Source organism: Massilia sp. LjRoot122 (assembly GCF_964252725.1).
Lineage (GTDB): Bacteria > Pseudomonadota > Gammaproteobacteria > Burkholderiales > Burkholderiaceae_D > Telluria.
Window position 1 is genome coordinate 3232630 of sequence record NZ_CAXUPB020000001.1, and the last position, 26214, is coordinate 3258843.

At 70.0% G+C, this 26214-nt stretch carries 21 protein-coding genes and 1 pseudogene; 10 read left to right on the plus strand and 12 right to left on the minus strand.

Going from position 1 to position 26214, the window contains the following annotated elements; all coding sequences use genetic code 11:
• Positions 1-64 precede the first annotated feature (64 nt).
• Positions 65-1282 carry an MFS transporter gene (locus ACSQ25_RS14080; protein WP_436106307.1) on the plus strand — a complete coding sequence of 406 codons (1218 nt, stop codon included), beginning with the start codon at positions 65-67 and terminating at the stop codon, positions 1280-1282.
• Positions 1283-1291: 9 nt separating this feature from the next.
• Positions 1292-1915: a helix-turn-helix transcriptional regulator gene (locus tag ACSQ25_RS14085; RefSeq protein ID WP_436106308.1), complete on the plus strand. Its 624-nt coding sequence runs from the start codon at positions 1292-1294 to the stop codon at positions 1913-1915.
• Here ACSQ25_RS14085 and ACSQ25_RS14090 read toward each other — a convergent pair.
• The 8 genes from ACSQ25_RS14090 to ACSQ25_RS14125 form a co-directional block, all read right to left on the minus strand.
• Complete coding sequence (locus ACSQ25_RS14090) at positions 1912-2814, minus strand: pirin family protein (RefSeq protein ID WP_436106309.1); 903 nt, start codon at positions 2812-2814, stop codon at positions 1912-1914. The two genes, ACSQ25_RS14085 and ACSQ25_RS14090, sit on opposite strands and share 4 nt — an antisense overlap.
• A gap of 52 nt (positions 2815-2866) precedes the next feature.
• Positions 2867-5083 (minus strand): SUMF1/EgtB/PvdO family nonheme iron enzyme, encoded by a 2217-nt coding sequence (locus ACSQ25_RS14095; protein ID WP_436106310.1) that lies wholly within the window; start codon positions 5081-5083, stop codon positions 2867-2869.
• An 8-nt stretch (positions 5084-5091) separates the two neighbouring features.
• Positions 5092-7041, minus strand: a complete 1950-nt coding sequence (locus tag ACSQ25_RS14100) for a hypothetical protein (RefSeq protein WP_436106311.1) — start codon at positions 7039-7041, stop codon at positions 5092-5094.
• A gap of 63 nt (positions 7042-7104) precedes the next feature.
• On the minus strand, positions 7105-8100 hold the full coding sequence (locus ACSQ25_RS14105) for a hypothetical protein (RefSeq protein ID WP_436106312.1): 996 nt from the start codon (positions 8098-8100) through the stop codon (positions 7105-7107).
• A complete protein-coding gene (locus ACSQ25_RS14110; RefSeq protein WP_436106313.1) occupies positions 8097-9131 on the minus strand; it encodes a hypothetical protein in 1035 nt (344 codons plus the stop codon). The genes ACSQ25_RS14105 and ACSQ25_RS14110 overlap by 4 nt, the downstream gene beginning before the upstream one ends.
• A 1-nt stretch (position 9132) precedes the next feature.
• Entirely contained in the window at positions 9133-9678 is a 546-nt protein-coding gene (locus ACSQ25_RS14115; protein WP_436106314.1) for a hypothetical protein, read from the minus strand.
• Positions 9678-10958, minus strand: a complete 1281-nt coding sequence (locus tag ACSQ25_RS14120; protein ID WP_436106315.1) for a hypothetical protein — start codon at positions 10956-10958, stop codon at positions 9678-9680. Before ACSQ25_RS14120 ends, ACSQ25_RS14115 begins: the two co-directional genes overlap by 1 nt.
• A gap of 90 nt (positions 10959-11048) precedes the next feature.
• Entirely contained in the window at positions 11049-14132 is a 3084-nt protein-coding gene (locus ACSQ25_RS14125) for a penicillin-binding transpeptidase domain-containing protein (protein ID WP_436106316.1), read from the minus strand.
• Positions 14133-14349: 217 nt separating this feature from the next.
• On the opposite strand from ACSQ25_RS14125, the gene ACSQ25_RS14130 reads away from it, so the two are divergent.
• The 6 genes from ACSQ25_RS14130 to ACSQ25_RS14155 all read left to right on the plus strand — a co-directional run bounded on the left by ACSQ25_RS14130 (position 14350) and on the right by ACSQ25_RS14155 (position 18959).
• On the plus strand, positions 14350-14565 hold the full coding sequence (locus ACSQ25_RS14130; RefSeq protein ID WP_436106317.1) for a hypothetical protein: 216 nt from the start codon (positions 14350-14352) through the stop codon (positions 14563-14565).
• A gap of 187 nt (positions 14566-14752) precedes the next feature.
• On the plus strand, positions 14753-15376 hold the full coding sequence (locus tag ACSQ25_RS14135) for a binary toxin-like calcium binding domain-containing protein (protein WP_436106318.1): 624 nt from the start codon (positions 14753-14755) through the stop codon (positions 15374-15376).
• A gap of 67 nt (positions 15377-15443) precedes the next feature.
• Complete coding sequence (locus ACSQ25_RS14140) at positions 15444-16142, plus strand: ribonuclease HI family protein (RefSeq protein ID WP_436106319.1); 699 nt, start codon at positions 15444-15446, stop codon at positions 16140-16142.
• Positions 16111-16797, plus strand: coding sequence for an HD domain-containing protein (locus tag ACSQ25_RS14145; RefSeq protein WP_436106320.1), 687 nt, complete (start codon positions 16111-16113; stop codon positions 16795-16797). The genes ACSQ25_RS14140 and ACSQ25_RS14145 overlap by 32 nt, the downstream gene beginning before the upstream one ends.
• A gap of 48 nt (positions 16798-16845) precedes the next feature.
• On the plus strand, positions 16846-18129 hold the full coding sequence (locus tag ACSQ25_RS14150; RefSeq protein WP_436106321.1) for a TCR/Tet family MFS transporter: 1284 nt from the start codon (positions 16846-16848) through the stop codon (positions 18127-18129).
• Positions 18129-18959 (plus strand): EamA family transporter, encoded by an 831-nt coding sequence (locus ACSQ25_RS14155; protein WP_436106322.1) that lies wholly within the window; start codon positions 18129-18131, stop codon positions 18957-18959. The genes ACSQ25_RS14150 and ACSQ25_RS14155 overlap by 1 nt, the downstream gene beginning before the upstream one ends.
• Here ACSQ25_RS14155 and ACSQ25_RS14160 read toward each other — a convergent pair.
• Both ACSQ25_RS14160 and ACSQ25_RS14165 read right to left on the minus strand, forming a co-directional pair.
• On the minus strand, positions 18956-21118 hold the full coding sequence (locus ACSQ25_RS14160; protein ID WP_436106323.1) for a TonB-dependent receptor plug domain-containing protein: 2163 nt from the start codon (positions 21116-21118) through the stop codon (positions 18956-18958). The two genes, ACSQ25_RS14155 and ACSQ25_RS14160, sit on opposite strands and share 4 nt — an antisense overlap.
• Positions 21119-21290: 172 nt before the next feature.
• The gene (locus tag ACSQ25_RS14165; RefSeq protein ID WP_436106324.1) at positions 21291-23504 is read right to left on the minus strand and encodes a TonB-dependent receptor plug domain-containing protein; all 2214 of its coding nucleotides are present in this window, start codon (positions 23502-23504) and stop codon (positions 21291-21293) included.
• A 183-nt stretch (positions 23505-23687) separates the two neighbouring features.
• Between ACSQ25_RS14165 and asd the strand changes: the two genes are divergently transcribed.
• Positions 23688-24572, plus strand: a complete 885-nt coding sequence (gene asd / locus ACSQ25_RS14170; protein ID WP_436106325.1) for an archaetidylserine decarboxylase — start codon at positions 23688-23690, stop codon at positions 24570-24572.
• Here the strand turns inward: asd and ACSQ25_RS14175 are convergent.
• Complete coding sequence (locus ACSQ25_RS14175; RefSeq protein ID WP_436108080.1) at positions 24550-25188, minus strand: substrate binding domain-containing protein; 639 nt, start codon at positions 25186-25188, stop codon at positions 24550-24552. The two genes, asd and ACSQ25_RS14175, sit on opposite strands and share 23 nt — an antisense overlap.
• Before the next feature lie 165 nt (positions 25189-25353).
• Positions 25354-25482: pseudogene (locus ACSQ25_RS14180) on the minus strand (helix-turn-helix domain-containing protein); the annotation flags it as partial.
• Between the two features lie 111 nt (positions 25483-25593).
• On the opposite strand from ACSQ25_RS14180, the gene ACSQ25_RS14185 reads away from it, so the two are divergent.
• Entirely contained in the window at positions 25594-26190 is a 597-nt protein-coding gene (locus ACSQ25_RS14185) for an FMN-dependent NADH-azoreductase (protein WP_436108081.1), read from the plus strand.
• The last annotated feature ends 24 nt before the right edge of the window (positions 26191-26214 follow it).

Genomic DNA, 26214 nt, shown 5'->3' on the forward strand with positions numbered 1-26214 from the left:
TTCGTTTACTTATATGCTGAACTCGGCTTACACTTCCGGCAATACTTCACTGCCGGGGATTCGTATGAAGAACGGTTTGCTCATCGGGAGCGCCTGCCTGCTCGCTCTGCTGTCGACCATCGGCGCATCGCTGGCCTATCCGCTGCTGCCGCCGCTGTTTTCCAGCGCCGCACCGGGCGGGCTGGCCAGCTTCCTCGGCCTGCCGCCCAAGCTGCTGTTCGGCATCGCCCTGATGGTCAACCCGGCCGGCATGCTGCTCGGCAGTGCCGTGCTGGGTTCCCTGTCGGACGCCCTCGGACGCCGCCGCATCCTGCTGCTGACCACCGTCGGCGCCGCCGCGGGCCACCTGCTGACGGCCTACGCGCTGCTGATCCAGTCCTATCCGCTGCTGATCGCGGCGCGCTTCGGCACCGGTGTGCTGGAGGGGAACGGCGCCATCCTGCGCGCCCTGCTGGCCGAACGCCTCGACGGTCCGCTGCGCAAGCATGCCCTGTCCTGGCTGAACGGCTCCTCGCACCTGGGCTGGCTCGCCGGTCCGCTGCTGTCCGGCCTGAGCGCGGGCTACAGCATCACGTTGCCCTTCTTTATCGCGACCGGCGGCCTGCTGCTTGGCGGCCTGCTCGCGATGCTGGTGCTGGAGCGGGAGCCAGTCCGCGATCGTGCAAGCGGCGGCCGCTGGTGGTCGCTGGCGCGCGAACGCCATGCCTTCACCCTGCTGCGCCACGGGCCGCTGCAGACCCTGTTCCTCATCCACCTCGCCTACTCCTGTGGGGTGGCCGGCTTCTACGAATTCTTCCCCCTGTGGCTGGTCGAGACCGGCGGCTACGACGCGGCCGGGATCGCCCTGGTGAACATGCTCTTGTGCGGCACCATGACCGTCACCGCCCTGTTCGCGGGCCGCGCCCACGCGCTCGACCCGCGCCTGCGCGCCGGCAACCACGCCGGCGCGGTGGCGCTCGCCCTGCTGTGCGTCGGGATCGGCAGCCTGCATGTCGGGATGGCGGCCATCATCCTGTTCGGCCTGCCGCATGCCTTTTATAATGCGACGCTGCAGGCCTGGGCGGCCGAGCAGTTCGCCGGGCACGGCCAGGGCGCCGTCATGGGCCTGCTGTCCACCACCTTTTGCCTTGCCCAGATCCTCATGGCGCTCGGCGGCGGACTGCTGGCCCTGCTAGATACCCGGCTGGTGCTGGTCGCGGGCGGCCTGCTGGCGGGCTGGGCGGCGCTTTCGATGCGGCGCTGGAGCCGCCAGGCCGCGCCGGCACATCAGGAATTCGCATAGGAATCACCAATGAATACGGCTGAACAAACACTGCTGCTGCTGAAGACCCGGGGCGCGCAGACCGCCCAGGCACTGGCCGATACCCTGCACCTGACCTCGATGGGGGTGCGGCGCCAGCTCGAGGCGGCCGAAGAGAAAGGCCTGGTCAGCCACGTCGACACCGCCGGCAAGGTCGGCCGCCCGGTGCGGCTGTGGCAGCTGACCGAGCTGGGACATGCGCGCTTCCCCGACCGCCACGCGGCGCTCACGGTCGACCTGATCGCCCAGGTCAGGACCCTGTTCGGGGAAAGCGCCATCGACCGCCTGATCGATGCCCGCGAAGCGGCCAGCGAAACGGCCTACCGCGCGGCGGTCGACCCGGGCGCTCCCTTGCCCCAGCGCGCTGCCGCGCTGGCCCTGATGCGCGACGCCGAAGGCTATATGGCCGAGGCCCAGGTGGAGCCCGACGGCAGCGTGCTGCTGGTCGAGAACCACTGCCCGATCTGCGCCGCCGCGCGCAGCTGCCAGAATTTCTGCCGCTCGGAGCTGGACGTATTCAGGCGCGTGCTGGGCCCTGACGTCCGGGTCGAGCGGGTCGAGCACCAGCTGGCCGGGGCGCGCCGCTGCGCCTACCGCATCGAAGCGATCAGCTAGTCGCGGCGTTCGTCGTGCTTCCATGCCGCCGGCCAGGCCGGCAGCGGAATACGCTCGGCGTCGCCCGGCACCGGCACGAAGGCATTCGCCTCCCAGTCGCGCGCCGCCTGCTCGATGCGCTCGCGGCTGGAGGAGACGAAGTTCCAGAAGATGTAGCGGCGCCCGTCCAGCGGCGCGCCGCCGACCAGCACGAAGCGCGCGCCGGCGCTGGACGACACCCGTACCGGCAGGCCCGGCTCCAGCATCGCCATGGTGTTGCCCGGGATCGGCTCGCCGTCCACCTCGATGGCGCCGATCGGCGCGTACACGGCGCTTTCCTCGGGCAGGCCGCCAAGCTCGATCGCGCCGCCCGGCGCCAGCTGCACGTCCAGGTAGATCGTGTCGCTGAAGGTCGGCACCGGCGAGCTGCGGCCGAAGGCGCTGCCGACCAGCACGCGCACGGTCGCGCCCTCGAATTCGATTTCCGGGATGTCCTGTGCCGGCGTGTGCGAAAACGCGGCAGGCGCCTCCTCGTGCTCGCGCGGCAGCGCCGCCCACAGCTGCAGGCCGTGGGTGCGGCGCACCCGGTCCAGGAGGTCGTCCGGCGTGCGCTCGGAATGGACGATGCCGCTGCCGGCGGTCATCCAGTTGATCGCCCCCGGTTCGATGCGCTGCTCGGTACCGAGGCTGTCGCGGTGCATGATGGCGCCCTCGAACAGATAGGTCACCGTGGCCAGGCCGATGTGCGGATGCGGGCGCACGTCGTGGCGTGCGCCCGGCTGGGCTTCCACCGGCCCCATGTGGTCGAAGAACAGGAAGGGGCCGACCGACTGGCGCGCGGCCGCCGGCAGGATGCGCCGGACCGTGAAGCCGCCGCCGAGGTCCTTGTCATGCGATTTGAAGAGGTGGGCAATGGGCATGGCGGTTCCTCTGTGCTGGATGATGCTTTTTAATGTACACCATCCGCGCGCCTCACATCAGCTCACGCAGCACCCGGAAGCCCACGATGTCGTTCGCCAGTACGCTGGAAAAGCCGTTGCGCAGGGCCGAGCGCAGGTAGCGCGGGTTGTACAGCCAGCAGCCGCCGCGCAGGATGCGGCGGGCCGCGTCGCCGCCCGCTTCCCAGGCGCTGCCGTCCAGGGGCGCGCCTTCATAGCCGTCATGGACCACGTCCTGCACCCACTCCCACACGTTGCCGTGCATGTCGAACAGGCCCCAGGGATTGGGCGGGAACATGCCGCCCGGGGTGGTGCCGGCGCGGTAGGCGCCGCATGGGCCGCCGTTGTAGCTGAAGCGGCCGTCGTAGTTGGCCTGCTCGGGGCTGATGGTGTCGCCGAAGCTGAAGGCCGTGCGGGTGCCGGCGCGGCAGGCGTATTCCCATTCGGCTTCGCTCGGCAGGCGGTAGCGCTTGCCGGTGCCGGCCGACAGCCATGCCAGGTAGCGCTGGGCGTCGTGCCAGGTGACGCCCACCACCGGATGCGCGTCGGTCTGGGGGAAGCCCGGCGCCAGCCAGTTGACTTCGCCCTGCGGCTCCCAGCCGGTGGCCTCGACGAACACGCGCCACTCGCCCACCGTGACCGGATAGCGCCCCAGTGCGAACGGGCGCTCGATGCCGACCCAGCGCTGCGGCGTCTCGCGCTCCAGCCATTTCTGCTGGGCGCCGGACGCCATCGCGATCTTGCGCTCGTGCTCGTGGGAGCCCATCTGGAAGCGTCCGGTCGGGACCAGCACCAGCGCGGGCCCGCTGCCTTCGCCCTCGAGGAAGGGATCGCGCAGCACCCCGTCCTCATCGGCGACGGGGCTGCCGGGCGTCGGGATCAGCTGCTGGAGCTCGGCGGCGCTGCGCGCCGCCTGCAGTTCGCGCGCGCGTTTCTGTTCGGCGAGGTAGCTTGCGGCCAGCCTGGCCTGGGCCGCCTTGCGCTGGGCCTCTTCCTGCGCCAGGCGCGCCTTGGCGGCTTCTTCCTCGCGTTTGGCCAGCAGTTGCCGGCGCAGCGCTTCCTTGCGCGCCGCCCGCGATTCTTCCTGGGCGGCGCGCTCCAGGCGCTGCTGCTCGCGGCGCTGGCGGTCGATCACGGCCTTGGCCGCCGCCCGGGCCTGCTCTTCGGCCAGGCGGCGCGCCGCCAGCTCGCGTTCGCGGCGTTCCTGCCCGGCGCGCGCCAGCGCCTCCTGCGCCGCCAGCTCCTCGGGCGACGGGCCGGCGGCATTGCGCAAGCCGTCCAGCAGGGCGCGCACGCTCGCGGGACGCGCCGCCGGATCGTGCGCGAAGCCCGCGCGCAGGGCTTGCCACTGGTGCGGCTTCAGCGCCTCCGGCGCCACGCCGGGATCCGGCGGCAGCGCGCCGTCCAGCATCTGGTAGATCATCATCGACACCGCATACACGTCCAGCGCCGGCGCCGGCTGTCCCGCCGGCTGGCCGGCTTCGGGCGCGCGGTAGCCGGCGGTGCCGGAACTGGCCGGCGCCTCCAGCACGGCGCCGGCGCTGCCGCCCGCACGGGCACGCGCCGCGATGCCGAAGTCGAGCAGCTTCACCTCGCCGCGCCTGGTGAGGAATACGTTGCCCGGCTTGATGTCGCGGTGCACCAGGCCATGCTTGTCCCAGGCATAGTCGAGGGCGGCGGCGACCGGTTCGAGCAGGTCCAGCACGCGTTCGAAGGGCAAGCGTCCCTCGCGCGCCAGCAGGCTGTCGAGGTCTTCGCCCTCGAGGCATTCCATGATGATGAAATAGCTCGTGGTGGCCGGGTCCTGGGCCCATTCGTAGACCCGCACGATGTTCTCATGCGCCAGGCGGCGCGCCCGCGTCGCTTCCTGGATCAGGAGCTTGGACTGCAGCGCCGACTGCGTCAGCTGCGGCGGCAGGATCTTCAGGGCCACCTGGGCGCTGTGGCCCAGTTCCGCGTGGGTGGCGAGGTCGGTCGCCTGCCAGACCTGGCCCATGCCGCCGTGGGCAATCAGGCGCTCGAGCCGGTAGCGCCGGTTCTGCGGGCCGAGTTCCTGCCCCGCCATCAGGCCCAGCTCGGTGCCGGGGCGCTCGCGCCGGCCAGGTGCTTCGACCACCTCGGGCTCCGGCGCAGCAGGCAGATAGGCCGCATCGAGGATCGCGTTCTTGCGCAGGTCGAACTCGGTCCGGCTCAGCAGGCCATCCTCGTGCAGGGCACGCAATTCGCGGATCTTGTCGATGGCGGTCTGCATCGCTTGCATCAATGGGGCAAGGCCGCGCCGCAGGTGCCGCAGAAAGCTTCGCCTTCGCGTGCCGGATGACCGTGGGCGCAGGCGCGCACGGCGGCCGCGATGCCGGCGCCGAAGCGTGCCTGAGTTGCCAGGAGCTCGACCTGGTGGCGGCGGTCGCGGTCGACCTCGAGCTCGCGGCGCGCCTGTTCCTCGCGCACCAGTTGCAAGGCTTCCTGGGAGCTCAGTTTGCCTTCGCTCGCGAGTTTGGCCAGCGCGGCCAGCTGGTCGGCGTCCATGCTCGCGTGCACGCGGGTTTTCATGAAATCGTTCAGGACGGCCGCGTTCGGCGCCGCCGCCAGCGCGAGCTTGGCCGTATCGTCCATCGCGGCGAAGGCCTCCAGGCGGCGCAACTCCAGCGCATGGCGGCGTTCCTCGCCATCGAGCTGCACGTCCTGCATCGCCTGCGCCTGGCGCGCATCGAGTTCGATGGTGCGCCTCAGCTTGTCCTGCTGGGCCGCGGTGCGGGTGCTGTCGATGCGCTGGCGCGCCTGCTCGTCTTCCCACTCCTGCAGGCGTTCGGCCTCGCGCCGGCGCGCCGCATTGGCCAGCGCCAGGCTCTGGTGGCGCGTGAGGTGTTCTTCCTCGTCGATCGCGCGGGCGCGGCGCGCGGCATCCGCCTCATCGGCGCGCAGGCGCGTGAGCTGCTCCTGCTTGCGCGCGCCATCCTCGATCAGCGCGGCCTGTTCCATCTTGTAGCGGATCTGCTGCTGCAGCAGTCCCTGCGAAAAGCGCTGGCGCGCGATCGCCTGCGATTGCCGGGCATCCTGCTGCGCCACTTCGAGCTCGCTGCGCATGCGGACCTGGGCCAGGACGCGCAGGTGCTTCCATTCCAGGGCTTCATCAAGGCGGCGTGCGCCCTTCTTGGCGAGTTCGTGTTCGAGCTCGGCCAGCACGTCGCCGGCACCCCGTTCCAGCGCCTGCTTGCGCGAAGTGGCGTCGAGGATGCGGGCATACAGTTCGATCTGGCGCGCCCGCACCGCATGGGCGCGGTCGGCGCCCGTGAGCGAGAGCTCGGCGCGCGCGATGGCGTCGTCCTGGCGCAGTTCGCGTTCGCGCTGGCGCACGCGCGCGGCCTGTTCGGCGCGGCGCAGGCGCTGCCATTCCTCGGCGTCATACAGGTCGTCGAGCTGCTTCGCGTGCTCGACCTGCACGTGGCGCTCGTCGGCGGCCAGCCACAGGCTGCCGACCCTGGCGCGGTTGGCGTCGTACTTGTCGTGGCGCAGTTCGACGGTGTCCACCTTGACCACCGCCAGCCCGTATTCGGCCAGCAGCAGCCTGAGGCCGCCCTGCAGGCGCTCGTCCAGCTGCTCGCGCAGTGCGCGATTGCCGGCCATCTCGCGGATCGAGCGCGCGCCGACGAATTCCTCGGCCAGCTGGCGCATCGGCGCCGCCAGGAGTTCGCGCAGTTCGTTCACCCCGATCGTGCCCGGCAAGGTCATGAAATGGCGCGCGAAGGCCGGCACGTTCTCGATGCGCAGGCTGACCGCCAGGCGTACGCTCACCGCCAGTTGTTCGGAAGTCAGCACGTCATCGAAGCGGAAGTCGACCGGCAGCGCACCGGTGCGGGTGACGAGGATCTCGGCGTGCTGGTCGCGCAGCAGGTGGTTCAGGCGGGTGAAGAAGCCCTCGATCTCGTACTCGCCCTGGGGCACTTCGGTGGCCTGGTCGCCCTGCAGGATGTAGGCGCGCGCCGTGGCCGGCACGCGCAGGGTCTTGACGAAGACCCCGGACAGTTCGCGCACGCCAAAGAACACGGCCAGTTCGTCCGGGCCGGCGACCCAGCGGTTCTCGCGCAGCACCGGCGGGTTGCGCGGCGCGCCGAGGATCAGGCCGCAGCCGGGGCAATAGCGCGCGTCGCCGCCCTGCTTGCGCTCGCAGCGCGGGCAGCTGGCGCCTTTCACTCCGAACATCTGGAACATAGTCGACTCCGTTTCATTCCGTGCAACACACTGCCCATCGATTCTAGCAAACCGGGCCGCGATTCAAATGATCCCGATCCTGTCCACGCAGGCCAGGCTGGCCCCGCGTGCTTTCAGCTCCTCGCGCCAGCCCGGCGCCAGCCCGGCCTCCCAGGCGCGCGGCAGCAGGATGCGGTCACCCGGCGCGGCTTCGCGCCCGAGCAGCGCGCACTTGGCCTCGATGCCCTCGACCGCCTCGACCCGCCCCGCGTGCCAGGCCGTGGACTGGCCGGTGGCCAGCACCCGCCCGCGCGCCAGGAACTCGCGTCCGCGCGCCATGCGGTCGGCCATCACCAGAGCCAGCTCGAAGGAGCCGCCCTGGAAGCGCGCTTCGCCGAACCGCACCGTGCTGCGCCACTGTCCGAGGCCGCGGCCGTCGAAGTGGCGCGCCGCGCCCAAGACCGCGCGCACCCGCGCCTGCAGGGCGGCATCGACGCCCGGGGCCGCGATGCTGGCCTCCTCGTCGCCTTCATGCGGGGCCGGACGCACGCTGACCTCGACCCAGCACAGGCTGTCGCCGGCGCCGCCGCTGACCAGCGGGAACCAGGCGCGCGCCGTGGACGTCGCCGCCGCCGGATCCGGATGTCCGGTCAGGGCGCCCAGGTGCGGCAGGCCGGCTTCTCCGCCGGCCAGCACGCCGACCGGCACCTGGCCCAGCCCATGGCCGTCGATCCGTCCGAGCTGCCAGGCGTCGGACCAGCCGTTCGCGACGACCGGACGCTGCGGCTGCCAGACCCCGCGCACCATGCGGTCGGCCAGCACGCAGGCCAGTTCCCAGTCGCGGCTGCCCGCAAGGGGTGCACGGTCGAGGCCGAGCACCACCTGGTCGCGGCTGTCGAAGCGCGGCTCGGTATGGCGCGCCAGGCGCACCACCTCCTGCATGCGCTGGGCCAGCGCCGGCGCATCCGGCACGCTGCACTTGAGGTCGGCGCGGCCCGCGCGCGGGCGCAGGCTCGCGGTGACGCTCAGGAAGGAGCCGTCCGGCGCGATGCTGCGGACGGTGACGACGGCTGCGTTCATGCGCCCTCCCCGGCGACTTCGCGCCGCGCCGCGCAGTCGCATTCGAGATTGGCGACGATGCGGTCGAGCTCTTCCAACAGGGCCGGTACCGCCGCAACGTCGCTGAGTTTCATGCGCGCCAGCAGAGCCCAGGCTTCGTCGAGCGCGGCAGCGGCGCGCCGGCTGTGGCGCGCGCGCCGCAACTGCTCGCTCCCCGCCAGCGGCTGGCCGGGCGCGGCCAGTGCCAGCGCGGGCATGGTGCCCACCGACAGGCTGACCAGGTCGAGCCGGCGCAGCAGTTCCTGGTGGCGGCGGAAGCCCGCACAGTCGGCCGGCAGCACGGCCAGGCGCAGGCCGCACATCAGGCCCGGCAGTTCCAGGAACAGGCGGCGCAGTGCCTTCGCATCCTCGAGGGCGGGATCGAAGGCTTCCTGCGCCGGCAAGACTGCGGGAGACGGGGCGGGCTGCATCGCGAGCCGCGCCGCCAGCAGCGCCGCCAGGTCGCGCGCCGCGCCCAGGTCGACCGGCACGCAGTCGTCGACCATCACGCCGAAGCGGGTGTACAGCAGCTGGTTGAAGCCGGTACGGAAGGCATTCCACTCCTCGAAGCTGGTGCAGGGCGGAAGATCCAGGTTGCCCTGGGCCAGTTCGCGCTGCAGGGCCGCCTGCAGCGCGGCGACGAACGCGTTGAGCGCCAGCCGTTCTTCCGCTTCGCTGGCGAGGAACAGGTCGAAGCGCTGCTGGGGCTCGCGCGGATCCGGCGTGTCGATGGCGATGCTCACGCGCAGGCCGATTTCCGGCGCGGCGGCGAAGGGCGTCAGGTCACAGGCGTAGGGCCCCGGATGGACGCACCAGGCGCTTTCCCCGTCGACCGGCATGACGCGCGCGCCTTCGCTCAGGCGCCGGGTACGCCCTTCCGGGTTGGCCAGCACGGCGAAGCAGCCGGCCGGCACCGTGCAGCCCTTCGCCAGCGGCAGCGCGATGAAGTCCGCACCCAGGCCGCTGAGATCCGGGGCCGGCTGGCGGAAGGGCCGTGTGAACAGGTTCAGCATGCTAGTTCCGGGCCGGTTCCACGCTGAAACGCCCGCCGTGCTGCTGGAAATGGCGGGCCGGCGGCTCCGCGAAAGGCCAGGGGCCTTCGCACTCGCCGTCGCTGTCGAGCACCCCTTCGAGCACGGTGCCGCCTGCGCCATCCAGCACGCGCAGTCGCTGTCCGCCGCGCAGCAGTCCGGCGGCGAAGGGCGACTGCGGATCGAGCTGCAGGATCACCCGACCCTCGACCACGTGCAGGCGCCAGGCGCCGTCGTCGGTCGCCAGGGCGTCGAATCCGCCGCCGCCGTCGGCGGCGCGCAGCATGCCGCGGCTGCCCTGCCAGCCGCGTGCCGTCGCCTGAGCACGGCGTCCGTCGGCCAGCGTGCGCAGGCGACGCGCGGTCAGGGGCGACGCCTGCAGCGCCGCCCGCTCGCTCGCCGTCAGCGGACGGCTGCCGTCGAGCGCCCCCAGCAGCACGGCATCGTCCAGCATCAGCCGGTCGCCGTCGACCCGGCGTCCCGCCACCAGCTGCGCCTGCAGCTTGCGGTCCAGTTCCGTCATGCCCATCACGTATCCTCCTTGGTGCCGGCCGCCGTGCCCAGTCTGGCGATGGCGGCGTCGCGCCGTTTGCGCAGGGTCGGCAGCGAAACCTCGTCCAGCAGCGCGAGCTGCTGCATGGTCGGCAGTTCGCCGGTCGCTGCATCGAGCCATTCGGACGGATAGCTGTCGTCGAAAGGCCCGAGCAGCTTCAGGTAGACCGCCAGCCGCACCGGCAGCGAATCTCCCTCCATCATCCGCAGCGCCCAGCTGCCGCGCTCCTGGGCCGCCGCCGCTTCCTGGAGGTAGCGGGGGGACAGTGAAACACGCTGGGCCAAGGCCTGGTCCAGCAGCGGCACGGGCTCCAGCTCCGATGCGTCCTGTTCGTCCGCCACGGCAAGGTCGAGTTCATCCTGGCGAGCTTCGAGGATGCGGTCCGGGCCCGGCGTGCTCGCCTCTTCCGATTCGCCCAGCACGCGCCAGTAATCGTCCAGCCAGGCACCGGCGTCGTGCGCATCCTGCAGCCAGTCGCGGTCCCGGTTCGCCGACAGGGTGTCGTATTCCCCGATCTCGCGCAGCATGGCGCCGATCCTGGCCGGATTGTCCTTCAGGCTGGCGAAGCGCTTGGAACGGGTGTGCAGCGGTCCGGCCGCGCCCGTGAATCCCTCCAGCGTCGCGCTCCAGCCCAGGATCCATTCGGGGCGGCAGTCGCCGATGCTGCGCAGCCGGCGCGCCTCGATCGGCTCGGCGTCCAGCACGCGCCCGAGGATCGCGCCCACCTGAGCGCGGTGCTCGCGCCAGGCCGCGAACAGGCGCGCCAGCTCGCCGTAGGCGGTGTCGAGCATGCGGTAGGCGTAGATCCGGTTCGGGCTGCAGGGACGGCCGCAGGCGGCCTGGTAGTTGTCGCTGTCCACCTTGTCGCGCAGGACGGCGTACAGGTCGTTGAATTTCTTGCGCAGCAGGGCCTCGCCGCCAGGGAGGGTCCAGAACGCCCCCATGCGCGCGTGCTCGCCGGCCAGCGCCGTGCACAGCCCGGCCCACTCGGCCGGCCGCGCCTGCAGTTCGAGCAGCAGGCTCAGGGCCAGCTCGCGGACGGTGTCGCCATAGCTGTTGCCGGGCAAGTCGCCACGGCCGCCGCCATGCAGCAGTGGCGCCATCGCCTCCACGTAGTCCGCCAGCAGTGCGTCGGCCTCCGGCCCGGCCAGCCCGGCAGGGTCGATGCGGGCGAGCGCCTGCAGCGAGCACTGACCCAGCAACTTGCGGACCTGCTCCCAACCGTGCTCCTGGTACCGGGTTCCCGGCAAACGCATACCTTCCTCATCCTCGATGGCCATCCGCCCGGGGCGGATTGTCAATAGATGATGCCATACAAACACAAAATCGAGGCGCGCAGATGAGGCTCAATCGCCCTTCTGTTCAGAGGACCGGGCCTGTCCGGAATCTTGCATGGAACGCAACAAGGCGGCGATGATCGGGGCGGCATGCGCGCCCCCGGTCAGCTGCGACTGGCTGACGAAGGCGGCGAAGGCAAGCCGGCGCGTCTGCCCCGGCAGGCTGCCCGGCTCCAGCCAGCCCATGAACCAGACCGTCGCCATCCCGTCTTCGCCGGTCGGCGCCGTGCCGGTCTTGCCGAACAGGCCGGGCCGCAGGCGGTCGAATTCCCTGCCGCGGAAGCTTGCCGCCGCGGTGCCGCCATCGACCACGCCCTTCATGCCGGCGCGCACCCGGTCGAGGCGCACGCCCAGGCCGGCGCCCGGCTGCACGGCCGCTTCGCGCCCGTCCAGTTCCAGCAGCAGGCGCGGCGTCACCGTCCGGCCCTGCCCGACCGCCGCGGCGACCAGCGCCATCTGCAGCGGGGTCGCCTGCATGCGCAGGCCGATCGCCATCTGGCGCACCTCATGGCAGGTGGCAATCGGGTCCAGCATGGAGGGGCTGGCCTGCAGTGCGTCCCAGGCCGACCAGCGGAAGTCCTCGGGCAGCAGGCCGCCGTCGAGGCGCAGCGGTCTGCCGAAGCCCAGCCGGCGCGCCATGCCGGCCACCGGGCGCAGCCCATCCAGCGCGCCGGGCTCGAGTTCGCGTACGCCGGGAACGCCGCCTTGTGGGCGGCCACCCAGGCTGCGGTCACCCAGTTCGGCGGTCCAGGCGAACCAGGTGTTCACGCTGTGGGTCATGGCCTGCGCCAGGCCCAGGCGGCCTTCGACGGCGCGGGCGCCGGCCAGCTGTTCGCGGAAGTTGGTGATACGGGCGCCGCCTTCGAGCGGATAGGCCGGGGCACCGGTGCGGAAGCCGTAGCCGGCATTGCGCGCCATGGCGTCGATCTCGGCCAGCGGCATGCCCTGCAGCAGGCGTTCGAAGCGGGCGTCGCCGCGCGCCGCCGCTTCCAGCCCGAGGGCGGTGACCACCTTGAAGGTCGAGCCGGCGGCGCGTTGCGCGCCGCCGTCGTGCTGGAAGGCCGGCAGGCGCAAGGGGCTGCGCGCCGGATCGGCGCGGTCGAAGTCGCGCAGTTCCGCCCAGCGTCCGGCATCCGCCGCGCCCATGCCGCCGCCGGCGGCGGCCAGCAGGTCGCCGTTGCCGGCGTCGAGCAGTACCAGGCCGGCTTGCCGCCCGCCCGGCGCGACCCGCGCGCCGCTGCAGCGCTTGCCGTCCCAGCTCCCTTCGCGCAGGCCGACGCAGTCGAGCGCCGCCTGTGCAAGTCCTTGCAGGCCCAGATCCAGGCTGAGACGCGCCGTGTGGCTGCTTCCCGGCAGGCGCGCCAGCATGCCGGCCACGCTCGACCCATGCTCGCGGTGAACGCCCAGCAGCGGACCGAGGCCGGCCGCCTGGGCCTCGGCGCTGGCCCTGCCGTCGGTCCACAGGGTTTTCCCATCGCGCCCGCTGAGACTGACCTCGGCCAATGCCGTGCGCGGCGCGCCGTCCGCCGCCGGCAGCGCGTGCCAGGCCAGGCGCCCGCCCTCGGCGCGCAGGTGGCGGTAGGCGGCATCCGAACTGCCGGCCAGGCGCGCCAGGTCGAGCGGCTCGAGCTCGAGCACGATGCGGCGCGCGCCCGGCAGCGGCGCCAGCAGCACCCGCTGGACCGCGCCGGGATCGCGGCAGGCGCGCCCGTCGCAGGCATCCACGACGCTTGCCGTCGCGCCCTCGACCCGGCGCAGGCGCCCGGCCAGCAGCAGCTCGCTGCGTTCGGGGCGGTCCAGCACCAGCACCGCGCTGGCGGCCGGTCCGCCGCCGTCCCAGGCACCGATGCGGCGCCACGGCGCCCAGCCTTCCGGCAGGCGTGCGAACAGGCGCATCGCCGCGACCGGCAAGCCTTCGTCCTGCGCCGCCGGCACGCCGCCGACGCTGGCCTGCCATGCCGCATGGCTGCCCGGCCGCTGGCGCCAGGCCAGCAGCCGGCGTTCGCTGTTGAAGACCCGCAGCTGCTCGCGCACGAAGGCGCCGTCGGCGCGGTAGTACAGGCGCTCGAGCAGCTTGCGGCCTGCATCGTCGAGGCGCAGCTGTTCCCAGCCGGGCAGCGGCGCCCGCCCGCCCGGCCCTGCGGCGAGCCAGGCGGCCAGGTCGCGCGGCGCCAGCTCGGCCAGGCCGTTGCGGCCCAGGCGCACCAGTCCGCGCGCCTGCAGTTGTTCGAACAACAAGGCGTCTTCCAGGCCGCGCGGCCGGGCCGCCGGTACCTGGTACTCACCGGCTGCCAGGGTCAGCGCCGGCAGGGCCACGCCGTCCCCGAAAGCCTGCACCAGCCCCACTCCGGCCGCGCCCGCGACCGCGCGCTGGAGCAGCAGCTCGCCGGCCTGCGGACAGGTGCTGCTCGCACGGCGCGTAAACCTGAGGGCACCGTCCTTCCATACCAGCCAGCCCGATTTGCCCAGCAGGCCTTCGCCGCGGGCAGCGCGCGTCGCGACGCCCTGGCCGGCGTCGCCGATCCACGCCGCCCGCCCCACGCCGGCGCTCCAGCCGAGCCGCAGGTCTCCGCCGGCATCGCCGCGCAGCTCCATGCGGGGCATGCCGGAGCCCGGTACGGCCAGCAGCAGATTGCGAGAGGCGCCGGCGGCTTCGGCGAAGGGGTAAGCGATGCGCAGCGGCAGCAGGCGCGCGCGCTGCGGGTCGGACAGCTGCGTGCACAGGTCGATGCGCAGCGGCGCCTCCAGGCGCATGCCGGACGCCACCACCAGCGCGCCGGTGCCGTGCTGGACCACCGCGATGCCGGGCTCACGCGGCACGCGCACGGTCACGCCGCCGAGCAGCGGCTGGAGGGTGGACAATGCGGCGTGGCCGGACGGTGCGGCGGCATCCGCTGCCGACAGCGAACGGGCCGCCAGCGCCAGCACCACGGCCCCGAGCAGCGCCGCGGCGCAGCCCAGCAGCAGCCAGGGATCGAAGGCCAGCCGGTGCGCAGGCGCGGCGCGCGCGCCGAGGCGCAGGTTGCGCGCACGGCGCCGCGCGGTGCGTCCGGCGGCGATGAAACCCATCAGTGAGGCGAGTGTCGCTGTCATCGGTCTGCCTGGTTGGCGCGGCCCGGCCAGGCCGCTTCGCGGATGACTAGCGGGGGGCGGCTGAAACCCATCCGTTCGCGTCAAGCGCGTGCAGCTTCGCACGGGCTTTTCGACAGGTCGTCCCGCGTTTTCCGCGTCTCGTCGCAATCGGCTCGCGCCACGGAATGCACTGGCCTACAGTGCACACATCGACCACCCACCCGCAAGGAGAAACACCATGAACCTCATGAAACATATGGAAGCCGCTTTCGTCGTCGCGATGGGCCTCACCGTCTCGGGCAGCTACCTGATGGATGCCATCCCGGACGCCCATGCCCGCAACTACAGCGCCGACGCCGCCATGGTCGCCAGCGGCGACCGGATGGCCACCGTGACGGTCAGCGCCAAGCGTCTGTCGGCCGAAGAGAAGCAAGCAACCGGGGCTCGTGGATGAGTGCCGCAGGCCTGCCCGTTGTCGCCCAGGCGCGACAGCGGGCGGCAGCCGGCAGCGCAATATGTATCAGGTAGCTGGGTGCTTCGCCTCCCCATCTGTTTCAGATGTAAGCAACTGCTTCAACGCTCCCTTCCGCCGACATCCGGCGATATAGTGGGTCATCCGTTTTTGGATCTGGAGACCCGACATGAAACGCACGCTTACCCTCGCTGCCCTGATCGCCCTTGGCGCCGCCTTCGCGCCGACACAGGCCATGGCGCAGACTGATTTCCAACTCTACATCGGCTCGGCCCCGCCGGCGCCCATCTATGAACACGTGCCGGGCCCGCGCCACGGCCATGTCTGGTCCCCGGGTTACTGGGAATGGCGCGGCCACCGCCACGCCTGGGTGCCGGGTCACTGGGTCTCGGCCCGCCCGGGGTATGTATATGCCCCGCCGCGCTGGCACCAGCGCCAGAACGGCTGGTACATGGAGCCGGGGCGCTGGGACCGTGACCGCGACGGCATCCCCGACCGCTACGAGCGCCGCGGCTATGCCCCGGTGTACGCGGGCGGCTACCGTGACGGCCGCGATTACTACCGCGACGGCCGCGGGTATGGATACGGCTACAACCGCGACCGCGATCGCGACGGCATGCCCGACCGCTACGAGCGTGGCGGCCGCCGCGACACCGACCGCGACGGCGTGCCGAACCGCTACGACCGCGACCTGGACAACGACGGCATCCCCAACCGCCACGACCGCGACGTCGACGGCGACCGGGTACCGAACCGCTACGACAGCCGGCCGGAAAATCCTTACCGCCGCTGATCGCACCATCAAGGGTCCATCAACGGAAAAAGGCAGCTTCGGCTGCCTTTTTGCTATTCTTGCGCCCATGCCAGATTACGACGCCCTTTTCGCTGCCGCCTTCAAGGGAGAACTCGCCACCAGCCGCAAGCTCGCCGCCCGTACCGGGATGTCCGAGCTTGAGGCACTGCGTGCCACCCTGAGCCAACGCGCCGGCGTCGCCGGACTGGAGCAGCTGCTGGCGGCGCGCGCCGCCGAACGCCTGCGCAGTGAACACGGCGCCGCCGCCCGCCGCGCGCAAGCCGCGGCGGCGCTGGCCCGGCGCAGTGCCGCTCCCGCCTCGGCGCCGGCCTGGCGCGCCTGGTTCGACGGCTCGGCCCACCCCAACCCCGGCCGCTGCGGCATTGGCGCGGTGCTCGAAGGCCCGGGCGGCCTGCGCATCGAACTGTCGCGCGCCGCCGGCTACGGCAACAGCAGCGAAGCCGAATACCTGGCCCTGATCGCCGTCCTCGAAGCGGCGCTCGAACACGGCGCGGACACGCTCATCGTCCATGGCGACAGCCAGGTCGTGATCGACGACGTCAATGCGCCCGACAGCGCCAGCGCCTTGGCGCTGCGTGCCTACCGCGCGCGGGCGCGCGCCCTGCTGGGCCGCTTGCCCGGCGCCGGCCTGCGCTGGATACCCCGCCACAAGAACGGCCAGGCGGACGCGCTGTCGCAGCGCGCCGTGCCGCTCCCCGCCACTGATGACCACCATGAATCCGACCAACGATCCACCCAAGACTGAGCTCGCCACCTGGCGCCCGCGCCTGGGCGCCATGGCCGCGGGCGCCAGCGGCGGCGACGGCGCCCATGACAGCGCCCATCTCGAACGGGTCTGGCGCAATGCCCAGGCCCTGCTGGCACAGTATCCGGAAGCCGACGCCCTGGTGGTGATGGCGGCCTGCTACCTGCACGACCTGGTCAACCTGCCGAAGAACGACCCGGACCGCAACCAGGCCTCGCGCCGCTCGGCGCAGCTGGCGCGCCACCAGCTGGCGTGGATGAATTTCCCGCCCGAGCGCCTGGACGCGGTGGCGCATGCCATCGAGGCGCACAGCTTCTCGGCGAATATCCCGGCCGAGTCGCTGGAAGCGAAGATCGTGCAGGACGCCGACCGCCTCGACGGTCTCGGCGCCGTCGGCCTGGCGCGCATGTTTTATATTGCCGGCCGCATGGGCAGCGGCCTCGCGCATCCGGACGACCCCTTGGGACGGGCACGCGAATTCGACGACCGCAGCTACGCGCTCGACCACATCATGGTCAAGCTGGCCAAGCTGCCGGGGATGATGCAGACGGAAGCAGGCCGCGCGCTGGCCGGGGAACGGCTGGCGCGCCTGCTGGCCTTCCGCGAGGAGTTTGCCGCCGAGTGCGGCGTATCCGATGGTGCGGCATTCGACTGACGCTTGCTCGATGTTAAGATAGCCAGACGTCAGCCCTCCGAGACACCCATGACCAGTCCGACCGCGCCGAAGTCCGATACCACGAAGACCACTCCGGGGAACCTCAACTTCGTCCTGGTCTGCATCTTCATCGACATGCTGGGCATCGGACTGATCGTCCCGGTGATGCCCCTGCTGGTCGGACAATTCGTGCCGAGCCGCGACGACCAGGCCCTGTGGTTCGGCGTGCTGGCCGCGACCTTCGGCGTACTGCAGTTCCTGTTCATGCCGGCGCTGGGCGCGCTCAGCGACCGCGTCGGGCGCCGCCCGGTGCTGCTGTATTCGATGGCGGGCATGTGCATCAACTTCCTCATCACCGCCTGGTCGCCGTCCCTGTTCTGGCTGTTCGTCGGGCGCATCATCGGCGGCATGTCCTCGGCCAGCATGTCGGTGGCCTCGGCCTATGCCTCGGATATCTCGACCAGGGAGAACCGCGCCAAGAGCTTCGGCAAGATCGGCGCCGCCTTTGGTCTCGGCTTCATCTGCGGCCCCATGCTGGGCGGCCTGCTGGGCAACAACGACCTGCGCCTGCCCTTCTACGTGGCCGCGCTGTTCGGCGCCGCCAACCTGGTCTACGGTTATTTCATGGTGCCGGAATCGCTCGCGCCGGGCCAGCGCCCGCCCTTCGCCTGGGCGCGCCTGAATCCCCTCGGCGCCCTGCTGCGCCTGGTGCGCCGCAAGGAGATCCGCGGCCTGGTGCTGGTGATCACCCTGGTGACCTTCGGCCAGATGATGCTGCAATCGACCTGGGTGCTGTACACCACCTTCCGCTTCGACTGGACGCCGCGCGACAACGGCATCGCCATGTTCTGCGTCGGGCTGGTGTCGGCGGTGGTGCAGGCAGGCCTGCTGGCGGTGCTGATCCGGCGCTTCGGCGAGGTGCGTCTGGCGCTCATGGGGATCGCATCCAGCGCCTTCGCCTTCCTCGGCTATGGCCTGGCGACGCAAGGCTGGATGATGTATGCCCTGATCCTCTGCAATGTGCTGGCCTTCGCCGCCACCCCGGCGCTGCAGGCGATCGTGTCCAAGGCTTCCCCGGCCGACCAGCAGGGTGAGCTCATGGGTTCCCTGCAGTCGATCAGCAGCCTGGGCGTGATCGTCACCCCGCTGCTCGGCACCGCCATCCTGGCCACCGTCAGCCACCTGCCGCCGGGCGACTGGCGCATGGGCAGCCATTTCCTGCTGTGCGCCGCGCTGCAGGCGCTGGCGGTCCTGGTGGCCTGGCATTACTTCCGCACCCACCGGGTGCACGACACCCACGCCAGGGAGCAGAACGAAAAGATGCGCGCCTGATGCCGACGTCCGTGCTCGTCGCGGTGCTGGGCGGGGCGCTGCTGCACGCGTCCTGGAACGCGGCCATCAAGGCGGAGCACGACAAGCTGCTCGCGGCCGTCGCGGTCACGCTCGGCGCCGGGCTGCTCGGCGCGCTCGCCTTGTGTTGGCTTCCGGCGCCGCATCCCGCCAGCTGGCCCTACATCGCAGCTTCCAGCCTGCTGCAGGTCGGCTACTACACGCTGCTGGCCGCCACCTACCGCGATGCCGACATCAGCCATGCCTATCCGCTGATGCGCGGAACCGCGCCGGTGCTGGTGGCGCTCGCGAACAGCGGCAGCGAAGCGCTGCATCCCGTCCAGTGGGGCGCAGTCGCCCTGGTGTGTGCCGGCGGCGCCGTGATCTGCATCGGTGGCGGCTTGCGCTCCTCGCGCCGGACCCTGGTGCTCGCCCTGCTCACCGCGCTCGTGATTGCCGCTTATACGCTGGTGGACGGGCTGGGCGTACGCCGCTCCGGCGCGCCGGCGGCCTACACGGCCTGGCTGTTCGTGCTCGCCGGCGCAGGCGTCGCCATCACCTCGCGGCCCCGGCTGCGCGGCCGGCTCGGCCCCTACCTGGCAGCCAAACCCTGGCTCGTGCTCGGCGGCGGCTTCGCCAGCGCCGCGTCGTACGGCAGCGCGCTGTGGGCGATGACGCTGGCGCCGATCGCGGTGGTCGCCGCCTTGCGCGAGACCTCGATCGTGTTCGCGGCAGCGATCGCGGCCTGGGTACTGCGTGAACGCGTGGGCCCGGCGCGCATCGCCGGCGCCGTCCTGATCGCGGGCGGCGCGGCGCTGCTGCGGCTTGCCTAGAACTTGATCTCGAGCGTGGTGCGCAGCTTGATGCCGCTGGGGTAGTCCCAGCGCCGCTTTTCCAGGCCGGTGACAGGGTCGAAGTAGCTCGGCTCGAAGGCGCTGTCCTCGCCCAGCAGGTTGGACAGGGCAAGCCGCAGGACCAGTTTCGGATTGAAGGTCCAGGCCGCGTAGGCGTCCAGGTCGGTGCGCGCGATGCTGTAGAAACCGCGATTGGCCGCCACCTGCACGTAACCGCCGCGCCGGTGCGCCACGCTGGCGCCGGCCGCCAGCGCTCCCGACTTGTAGTCGGCGCCGAGGTTGGCCGTGAGCGGGATCTGCTGTTCCATCCGGTTGTGCGGGCCGGGCACCGAGTCGACCTGCGACCAGTTGCGGCTGACGCTGGCGCGCAGGTCGATTGCCGGCGCCCCGGCGTACAGCGCCTTGAGCGGGAACTTGGTCTCGATCTCGAGGCTGCGCAGGACGGCGCGGTCGTCGTTGACGGGCGTGAAGATCCAGCGCAGGCCGTCGAAGTAGATGCGGTTGCTGGTGTAGTCGTCGATGCGGCGCAGCGCGCCGCTCACCGAGACCATCGCGCCTTCCGCCCAGTAGTGTTCGTAGGCGGCGTCGATGCCCCAGGCCAGTTCCGGCTTCAGCTTCGGGTTGCCCTGGTAATCGGCCTCGGTGGCGCTGTTGTTCTCCCATTCCGAGCGCTTCGGCACGATGCTGCCCAGGTCGGGGGCCTTGTAGGTGCGGCTCAGGGCCAGGCGCAGTTGGTCGCTCTGCTTGCCATCCTTCGACGGGATCTTGTACAGGGTTTGCAGGATCGGGCTCAGCACACTGGAACGCACCCGTGTCGATTCGACGGCATCGCCCGACACGCGCGTACGCACGCCTTCCCAGCGGGCGCCCAGGTAGACCGACCATTGGGGATCGATGGTCCATTCGTCCTGCAGGTAGAAGGCGGCGCGGCTCACGTTGGCGCGGAAGCCTTCGTCGAGCAGCTGGCCGGGGGCGAAGCGCCGGACCCGGTCGCGCTCGGAGCGGATTTCCGAACTTGCGTTGACACGCAGGTCCCAGCCCATCGCCAGCACATGGCCGCCTTCCATGCCGCGCGTCGCCTTGCCGGTCGAGTTCAGGCCCCGCGCATGGGTATCCGACAGGGTGCTGCCCTCGGTCTCGGGCAAGCCCGCCGCATCGCGGCCGCTACGGCGCACGAAACGCTTGTGCGACGACCATTCGGCCCCGAGCTTGGTGTCGAGCTTCGTGCCGGAGGCCAGGCTGCGGGTCCAGTGCAGGTCCGACTTCAGCGTGCGGTCGTCGAACTCGCCGAAGGTCCACAGGTCGGGCGTCCGCGGCGGACGTCCCAGCACGGTGGTCACCACCGGATGACCGTTGTTGCGGAAGCTGGCGCTGTTGAACATGGTTTCCCATGCGAGGGTGTCGCCGTTGTCGAGGGTCCAGTTCAGGCGCGGGCTCAGGTTCAGCCGGTTCATCCGGCCCTCCTCGCGCGCGTAGGTCGTGCGCAGCATGTCGCGCACGCCGTCGGGACGGATGTTCTCCTCCCGGCCGCTCCAGTCGCGCGACAGGCTGTCGTGGTTGCCGCTGGCAGAGAACGACCAGGACGACTTGTCGCCGCGGTCGGCCACCTGGGTGCTGAAGGTCGGGCCGCGGAAGTCGCTCGACAGCAGGTAGCCCAGCTTGGCTTCGCGCTGGCGCTTGTTCACCTTCTTGCGCAGCACGATGTTGATGGTGCCGGCCACCGATTCGGCGGAGAACTCGGCGGTGGCGACGCGCAGCACTTCGATGCGCTCGATCATGTCGGGCGACAGGGTATCGAGCGCGAAGCCGGCCGGGGTGCGTTCGCCGTTCACCAGGATCTGGGTATAGCCGCCACTCAGGCCGCGCATCCGGATCTGGGTGCTGCGCCCGTTGCCGGTGGTGACGGTGACGCCGGGGATGCGCTTGAGCACGTCGGCCACGGCGGTGTCGCCGTAGCGGACGATCTCCTCGCTCTTGATGACGACGCGCGCCGCGGTGTCGTCGCGGCGTGCGTCGTAGTTCGCGCCTTTCACCTCGACCTGCTGGATGGGCTCGCCCGTGGTGGATTGCTGGGCGAGTGCCGGGGCGCATACGCCGGCGATGAGGACAGCAAGATGTCGAGGTTTCAGCAAAGCCATTCTCCAGTCTCCAGAAATAGTTGTTCAATTAATGTGAACAACTATATTCCAGTTGATAGAAGAATGTAAACGTCGCATGGACTCTTTTATTGCTATGACATAGCAATTTACGATTCCATGGGCAAGAAAAAGCCCGGCACGCCGGCCGGGCTCGCTTTGAACGGCTGGGCGATCAGAACTTCAGCTCGTAGGTCGCGCGGTAGCGCACCCCTTGCGGGAAGGTGAAGCTGCGGTTCTGCGAACCGAAGCGTGCATCTTCGTAGGTGTTGTCGTTGACGAAGTCCTGGTGGAACATATTGCTGATCGCAAAGCGCAGCTGGCGCTTGGCATCGAACTTCCACAGCGCATACCAGTCGAGCTCACGGCGCGGCGCGACGTAGGCGCGCTGGTTCACCGATACCCGCACCGGACCGCCCTTGCGGAAGGCGAAGCTGCCGCCCGTGGTCAAGGCGCCCAGCTTGTAGTCGGCGCCCAGGTTGACCGTCAGCGGGGTCTGCTGGTCGAGGCGGTTGTCCGGACCCGGCACCGATTCGACGCGCGACCAGTTGCGGTTGACGCTGGCGCGCAGGTCGACCGCGGGCGCATCCTGCATCACGGCCTTGAGCGGAAACTTGGTCTCGATTTCCAGCGAGCGGGTCAGCGCGCTGTCCTGGTTGCTCGGGGTCTGGATCCAGCGCTCGCCGTCGAAGAAGGTCAGGTTGCGGGTGAAGTCGTCGATGCGGCGCTGCGACACGCTCACCGACACCAGCGCGCCCTCGGCCCAGTAATGTTCATAGGCCGCGTCGATGCCGAAGGCCAGTTCCGGCTTCAGGTTCGGGTTGCCGCGGAAGTCAGGTTCGGTCGGGCTGTTGTTTTCGCTGACCTGGCGGCGCGGGGTCAGGCTGCCGACGTTCGGCGCCTTGTAGGTGCGGGTCAGCGCCAGGCGCAGCTGGTCGCCGCCACCCTTGCCGCTCTTGCTCGGGAACTTGTACAGGGTCTGCATGATCGGGCTCCAGACGTTGGAACTCGACTCGCCGCGCCCGAAGGTATTGCCGGTGACGCGGGTGCGGATGCCTTCCCAGCGGGCACCCAGGTACATCGACCAGGCCGGGGTGATGTTCCACTCGTCCTGCGCGAACACGGCCAGGCGCTTCACGCGTGCTTCCGAGACCTCATACTGCGGCAGGTTGCCGCTCACGCGCACGCGATTGATTTCATTGCGTTCGTCGTCGCGGGTATCGACGCCGCCGTCCCAGCCGAAGGCGAAGGTATGGCCTTTCTGGATGGTCCGGCTGTACTTGCCGGTGCTGTTTACGCCGCGGTCGCGGCCGGTCAGCTCGCTGGTGGTGTCCAGCAGCGGCACACCGGCAATGGTGGCGGCAGTGCGGTGCGAACTGCTGTCGCTATTGCCGGCGTTGACGCCGACCTTCAGGTCGAGCTTGGCGCCCGACTCGAACTTGCGCGCCCAGCTCAGGTCCGAGCGCAGGAAGCCGTTCTCGTTCTCGAAGGCGTTGAACAGGTCCGGGTAAGGCGGCGGCGCGCCGATCAGGGTGGTGGTGTCCTGGTTGAAGCGGTTCTTGAAGCGGTGGTAGTTCAGGAAGGTCTGCGAGGTCAGGATATTGTCCTGGCCCAGGGTCCAGTTCAGGCGCGGGCCCAGGTTCAGGCCGCTGACCTGGCCTTTTTGCGGCAGGCGCAGCGTGCGCAGCGAGGTGGTCTGGCCATTGAGCGCCGTGGCCGTCTCCGTGCCCCAGGATTCGAACTCGAAGCGATCCTGGAAGGCGTTGGCCGACAGCGAGTACGAGAAGGCGCCGTCGCGGTCCGACATCTGCAGGTTGGCGTTCGGGCCGTAGCCGTTGCTCGAGCCCTGGGCCGCGAGCTTCAGTTCGCGCAGGCGGTTCTTCACCGAGCGCTTCAGGATGATGTTGATGGTGCCGGCCACCGACTGGGTCGAAAACTCGGCGCTGGCGGCGCGCAGCACCTCGATGCGTTCGATCGAGTCCGGCGCCAGCGAATCCATCGAGAAGCCGGCCGGCGCGCGCTCGCCGTTCACCAGGATCTGGGTATAGCCCGCGCCCAGGCCGCGCATGCGGATCTCGCCGCCGCGGCCGTTGCTGCTGTTGACCGTGATGCCCGGCACGCGCTTGAGCACGTCGAGCACATTGGTGTCGCCGTACTTGGTGATCTCTTCGCTGTTGACCACGATCTTGGTGGCGGTGTCGTCGCGCCGCGCATCGTAGGTGTCCGCCGTGCCCTTCACTTCCACCTGCGAGATCTTCTTGCCGCCCTCGGCCTTGGCGTCGGCTTTCGGCGCCTGGGCCTCCTGTGCGGATACAGCGAGGGCCGGGAGGCAGAGGCTGACCGCGGCGGCGAGTGCGGTCAGGCGGAAGGGACGGAAGATGGAGGACATGGTTACGTCAAAAGTGAGAGGGGTGGCAATTGTCTCAGACGCAACATGGCCTGTCTGCAAGAATCGAATATGCATGTGGCAACTTTTGATGCATACGCCCCGGCTTACCACAGTGGAGTACACTGCGCCTGAGGCGGCCCCCTCATGCATTTCTGTACATTTCCCTGCGACAAGGCCGCTATAATGCGCGATCGATTTCACACCGAGAGGCCCGTAAAAGTGTCCCGTCTAAAAGTTCTACCGCAATATGTGATGCCGAAAACGGCGCTGACCAATTTCGCAGGCCGCGTGGCCGGCGCCAAGGGCGGCGCCATGACGACGCGCCTGATCCGCTGGTTCGTGGGCAAGTACGGCGTTAACATGGATGAAGCGGCGAACCCGGACATCGCGAGCTACAGCAGCTTCAACGAATTCTTCACGCGCCCGCTGCGCCTGGACGCGCGTCCGCTGGCGCAGGCCGATTTCGTGTGCCCGGTGGACGGCGCGATCAGCCAGTTCGGCGACATCGACGACCACCACATCTTCCAGGCCAAGGGGCACAAGTTCACTTCCGCCGAACTGGTGGGCGGCGACGCCTCGCTGGCCGAGCACTTCCGGCACGGCCACTTCGCCAACCTCTACCTGAGCCCGAAGGACTACCACCGCATCCACATGCCCTGCGACGGCCGCCTGACGCGCATGATCTATGTGCCGGGCAAGCTGTTCTCGGTGAACCCGACCACGGCGCGCGGCGTGCCGGGCCTGTTCGCCCGCAACGAGCGCGTGGTCTGCGTGTTCGAATCGGAAGAACACGGCCCCTTCGTCATGACCCTGGTCGGCGCGACCATTGTCGGCAGCATGGCCACCGCCTGGCATGGCGTGGTCAACCCGCCGCGCATGCCGCGCATCTGCGAATGGAACTACGACTCGCAGCCGGTGGTGCTGAAAAAGGGCGAAGAGATGGGCCGCTTCCTGCTCGGCTCCACCGTGGTCATGCTGTTCAAGAAGGGCACGATTGCCTTCAACGGCGACTGGGCGCCGGAGCGTCCGGTACGCCTGGGCGAAGTCATGGGGAACCGTCCGCGCTGACGCCCTTCCCGTGGCCGCGCTCGCGGCAGGCCTCTTCCATCACATCCAGGAAAGCCCGGGTCTTGGCCGGCATCAGCCGGCGGCCCGGGAACACCGCCCAGCCGCTGGCGGTCGGCAGATCCCACTCCGGCAGCACCCGCACCAGTTCACCCGTGCGCAGGTAGGGCTGGGCAAAGGTCAGCGAACTGCCGGCGATGCCGGCGCCGCGCGCCGCGATCCTGGCCAGCAGTTCGGGCGAGTTGGCGGTCAGGCGCGCCTGCAGCTGCCGCTCCCAGCGCAGTTTTCCGCGGCTCAGCACCCAGGGCACGGCGCCGCCGTTGCGGCTCAGCAGGCATAGCACATCGTGCTTTGGCAAATCGTCCGGATGCTCGGGCAGGCCGTGCCGCGCCAGGTAGGCCGGCGAGGCATACAGGCCGAAATACTCCACGTTGATCGGCCGGGCGTTGAGCGAGGAATCGTCCGGCAGATCGCCCATGCGGATCGCGATGTCGTAGTTCTCGGCGATCAGGTCGACCCTGCGCGGCGACAGGTCCATCTCCAGCGACACGGCCGGATAGCGCTCGATGAAGCGCGCGATCACCTCGTGCAGGCCGATATTCGCGAAGTCGCCGGGCACCGACAGGCGCAGCTTGCCGCTGGGTGCGGCCTGGCGGTGCTGGGCCAGGGCGCCGGCCGCCTCGACCTCTTCCACCACCTTGCGCGCGTGCTCGAGCAGGCTGGCGCCGAATTCCGTCACCATCAGCTTGCGCGTGGTCCGCTGCAGCAGGCGCTCGCCCAGCTTCTGTTCGAGCAGCGCGATGCGGCGCGACACGGTCGATTTCGGCAGCTGCACGCGCTCGGCGGCGCGGCTGAAGCTGCCCGCCTCGACGATCCGGGCGAACAGCAGCAAGTCATTCGGTTCTACGTCCATGATTGTTCCATCAGCAGAATAATGTTATCCATTCTACGGGCTTCCGCCACGATTATGGAACCATTAAAGTGTGTCCATCAACACTTTTCTTGGAAACGAAGGGACACAAACATGAACATCCTGCACATCACCTCCAGCGTCCGCGGCAATGATTCGGAATCGACCCGCGTCACCAATCTGATCGTCAATAAACTGGTCTCCGCCAACCCGGACGCCAAGCTGGTCCGCCGTGACTTCGGCGCCGAGCCGCACCCGCTGCTGGACGGCGCCGCCGTCGGCGCCCTGTTCACTCCGGCGGAACAGCGCAGCAACGAACAGGCTGCCCGCGTGGCCCTGGACGACGCCCTGATCGCCGAAGCCCAGGCTGCCGACGTGATCGTGATCGGCGCCCCGATGTACAACTTCGGCATGCCGGCGCAGCTGAAGAACTGGTTCGACGCGATCGCCCGCTCCGGCGTCACCTTCCGCTATACCGAGACCGGTCCGGAAGGCCTGCTGAAGAACAAGAAGGTCTACGTGGCCACCGCCCGTGGCGGCGTCTACCCGGTGGAAGCCGATCCGCAGGTGCCGCACATCCGCATGCTGCTGAACTTCCTGGGCATGACCGACCACACCTTCATCTACTCGTCGGGCCTGAACATGGGTCCGGATGCCGCGGCCAAGGGCCAGCAGGCAGCCAACGAAGCGGTGGAAGCAGCACTGGCCTGAGAATCGCCGCCTGGAGGCGGCGCG

What these genes read in the sequence shown, in the direction of transcription:
- ACSQ25_RS14155 (WP_436106322.1), top strand. Translation starts at nt 18,129, where the DNA reads ATGCCGACGTCCGTGCTCGTCGCGGTGCTGGGCGGGGCGCTGCTGCAC.
- ACSQ25_RS14115 (WP_436106314.1), bottom strand. Translation starts at nt 9,678, where the DNA reads ATGGGCATGACGGAACTGGACCGCAAGCTGCAGGCGCAGCTGGTGGCG.
- ACSQ25_RS14130 (WP_436106317.1), top strand. Translation starts at nt 14,350, where the DNA reads ATGAACCTCATGAAACATATGGAAGCCGCTTTCGTCGTCGCGATGGGC.
- ACSQ25_RS14185 (WP_436108081.1), top strand. Translation starts at nt 25,594, where the DNA reads ATGAACATCCTGCACATCACCTCCAGCGTCCGCGGCAATGATTCGGAA.
- ACSQ25_RS14110 (WP_436106313.1), bottom strand. Translation starts at nt 9,131, where the DNA reads ATGCTGAACCTGTTCACACGGCCCTTCCGCCAGCCGGCCCCGGATCTC.
- ACSQ25_RS14160 (WP_436106323.1), bottom strand. Translation starts at nt 21,118, where the DNA reads ATGGCTTTGCTGAAACCTCGACATCTTGCTGTCCTCATCGCCGGCGTA.
- ACSQ25_RS14135 (WP_436106318.1), top strand. Translation starts at nt 14,753, where the DNA reads ATGAAACGCACGCTTACCCTCGCTGCCCTGATCGCCCTTGGCGCCGCC.
- ACSQ25_RS14105 (WP_436106312.1), bottom strand. Translation starts at nt 8,100, where the DNA reads ATGAACGCAGCCGTCGTCACCGTCCGCAGCATCGCGCCGGACGGCTCC.
- ACSQ25_RS14125 (WP_436106316.1), bottom strand. Translation starts at nt 14,132, where the DNA reads ATGACAGCGACACTCGCCTCACTGATGGGTTTCATCGCCGCCGGACGC.
- ACSQ25_RS14165 (WP_436106324.1), bottom strand. Translation starts at nt 23,504, where the DNA reads ATGTCCTCCATCTTCCGTCCCTTCCGCCTGACCGCACTCGCCGCCGCG.
- asd (WP_436106325.1), top strand. Translation starts at nt 23,688, where the DNA reads ATGCGCGATCGATTTCACACCGAGAGGCCCGTAAAAGTGTCCCGTCTA.
- ACSQ25_RS14085 (WP_436106308.1), top strand. Translation starts at nt 1,292, where the DNA reads ATGAATACGGCTGAACAAACACTGCTGCTGCTGAAGACCCGGGGCGCG.
- ACSQ25_RS14080 (WP_436106307.1), top strand. Translation starts at nt 65, where the DNA reads ATGAAGAACGGTTTGCTCATCGGGAGCGCCTGCCTGCTCGCTCTGCTG.
- ACSQ25_RS14150 (WP_436106321.1), top strand. Translation starts at nt 16,846, where the DNA reads ATGACCAGTCCGACCGCGCCGAAGTCCGATACCACGAAGACCACTCCG.
- ACSQ25_RS14100 (WP_436106311.1), bottom strand. Translation starts at nt 7,041, where the DNA reads ATGTTCCAGATGTTCGGAGTGAAAGGCGCCAGCTGCCCGCGCTGCGAG.
- ACSQ25_RS14095 (WP_436106310.1), bottom strand. Translation starts at nt 5,083, where the DNA reads ATGCAGACCGCCATCGACAAGATCCGCGAATTGCGTGCCCTGCACGAG.
- ACSQ25_RS14090 (WP_436106309.1), bottom strand. Translation starts at nt 2,814, where the DNA reads ATGCCCATTGCCCACCTCTTCAAATCGCATGACAAGGACCTCGGCGGC.
- ACSQ25_RS14140 (WP_436106319.1), top strand. Translation starts at nt 15,444, where the DNA reads ATGCCAGATTACGACGCCCTTTTCGCTGCCGCCTTCAAGGGAGAACTC.
- ACSQ25_RS14145 (WP_436106320.1), top strand. Translation starts at nt 16,111, where the DNA reads ATGAATCCGACCAACGATCCACCCAAGACTGAGCTCGCCACCTGGCGC.
- ACSQ25_RS14120 (WP_436106315.1), bottom strand. Translation starts at nt 10,958, where the DNA reads ATGCGTTTGCCGGGAACCCGGTACCAGGAGCACGGTTGGGAGCAGGTC.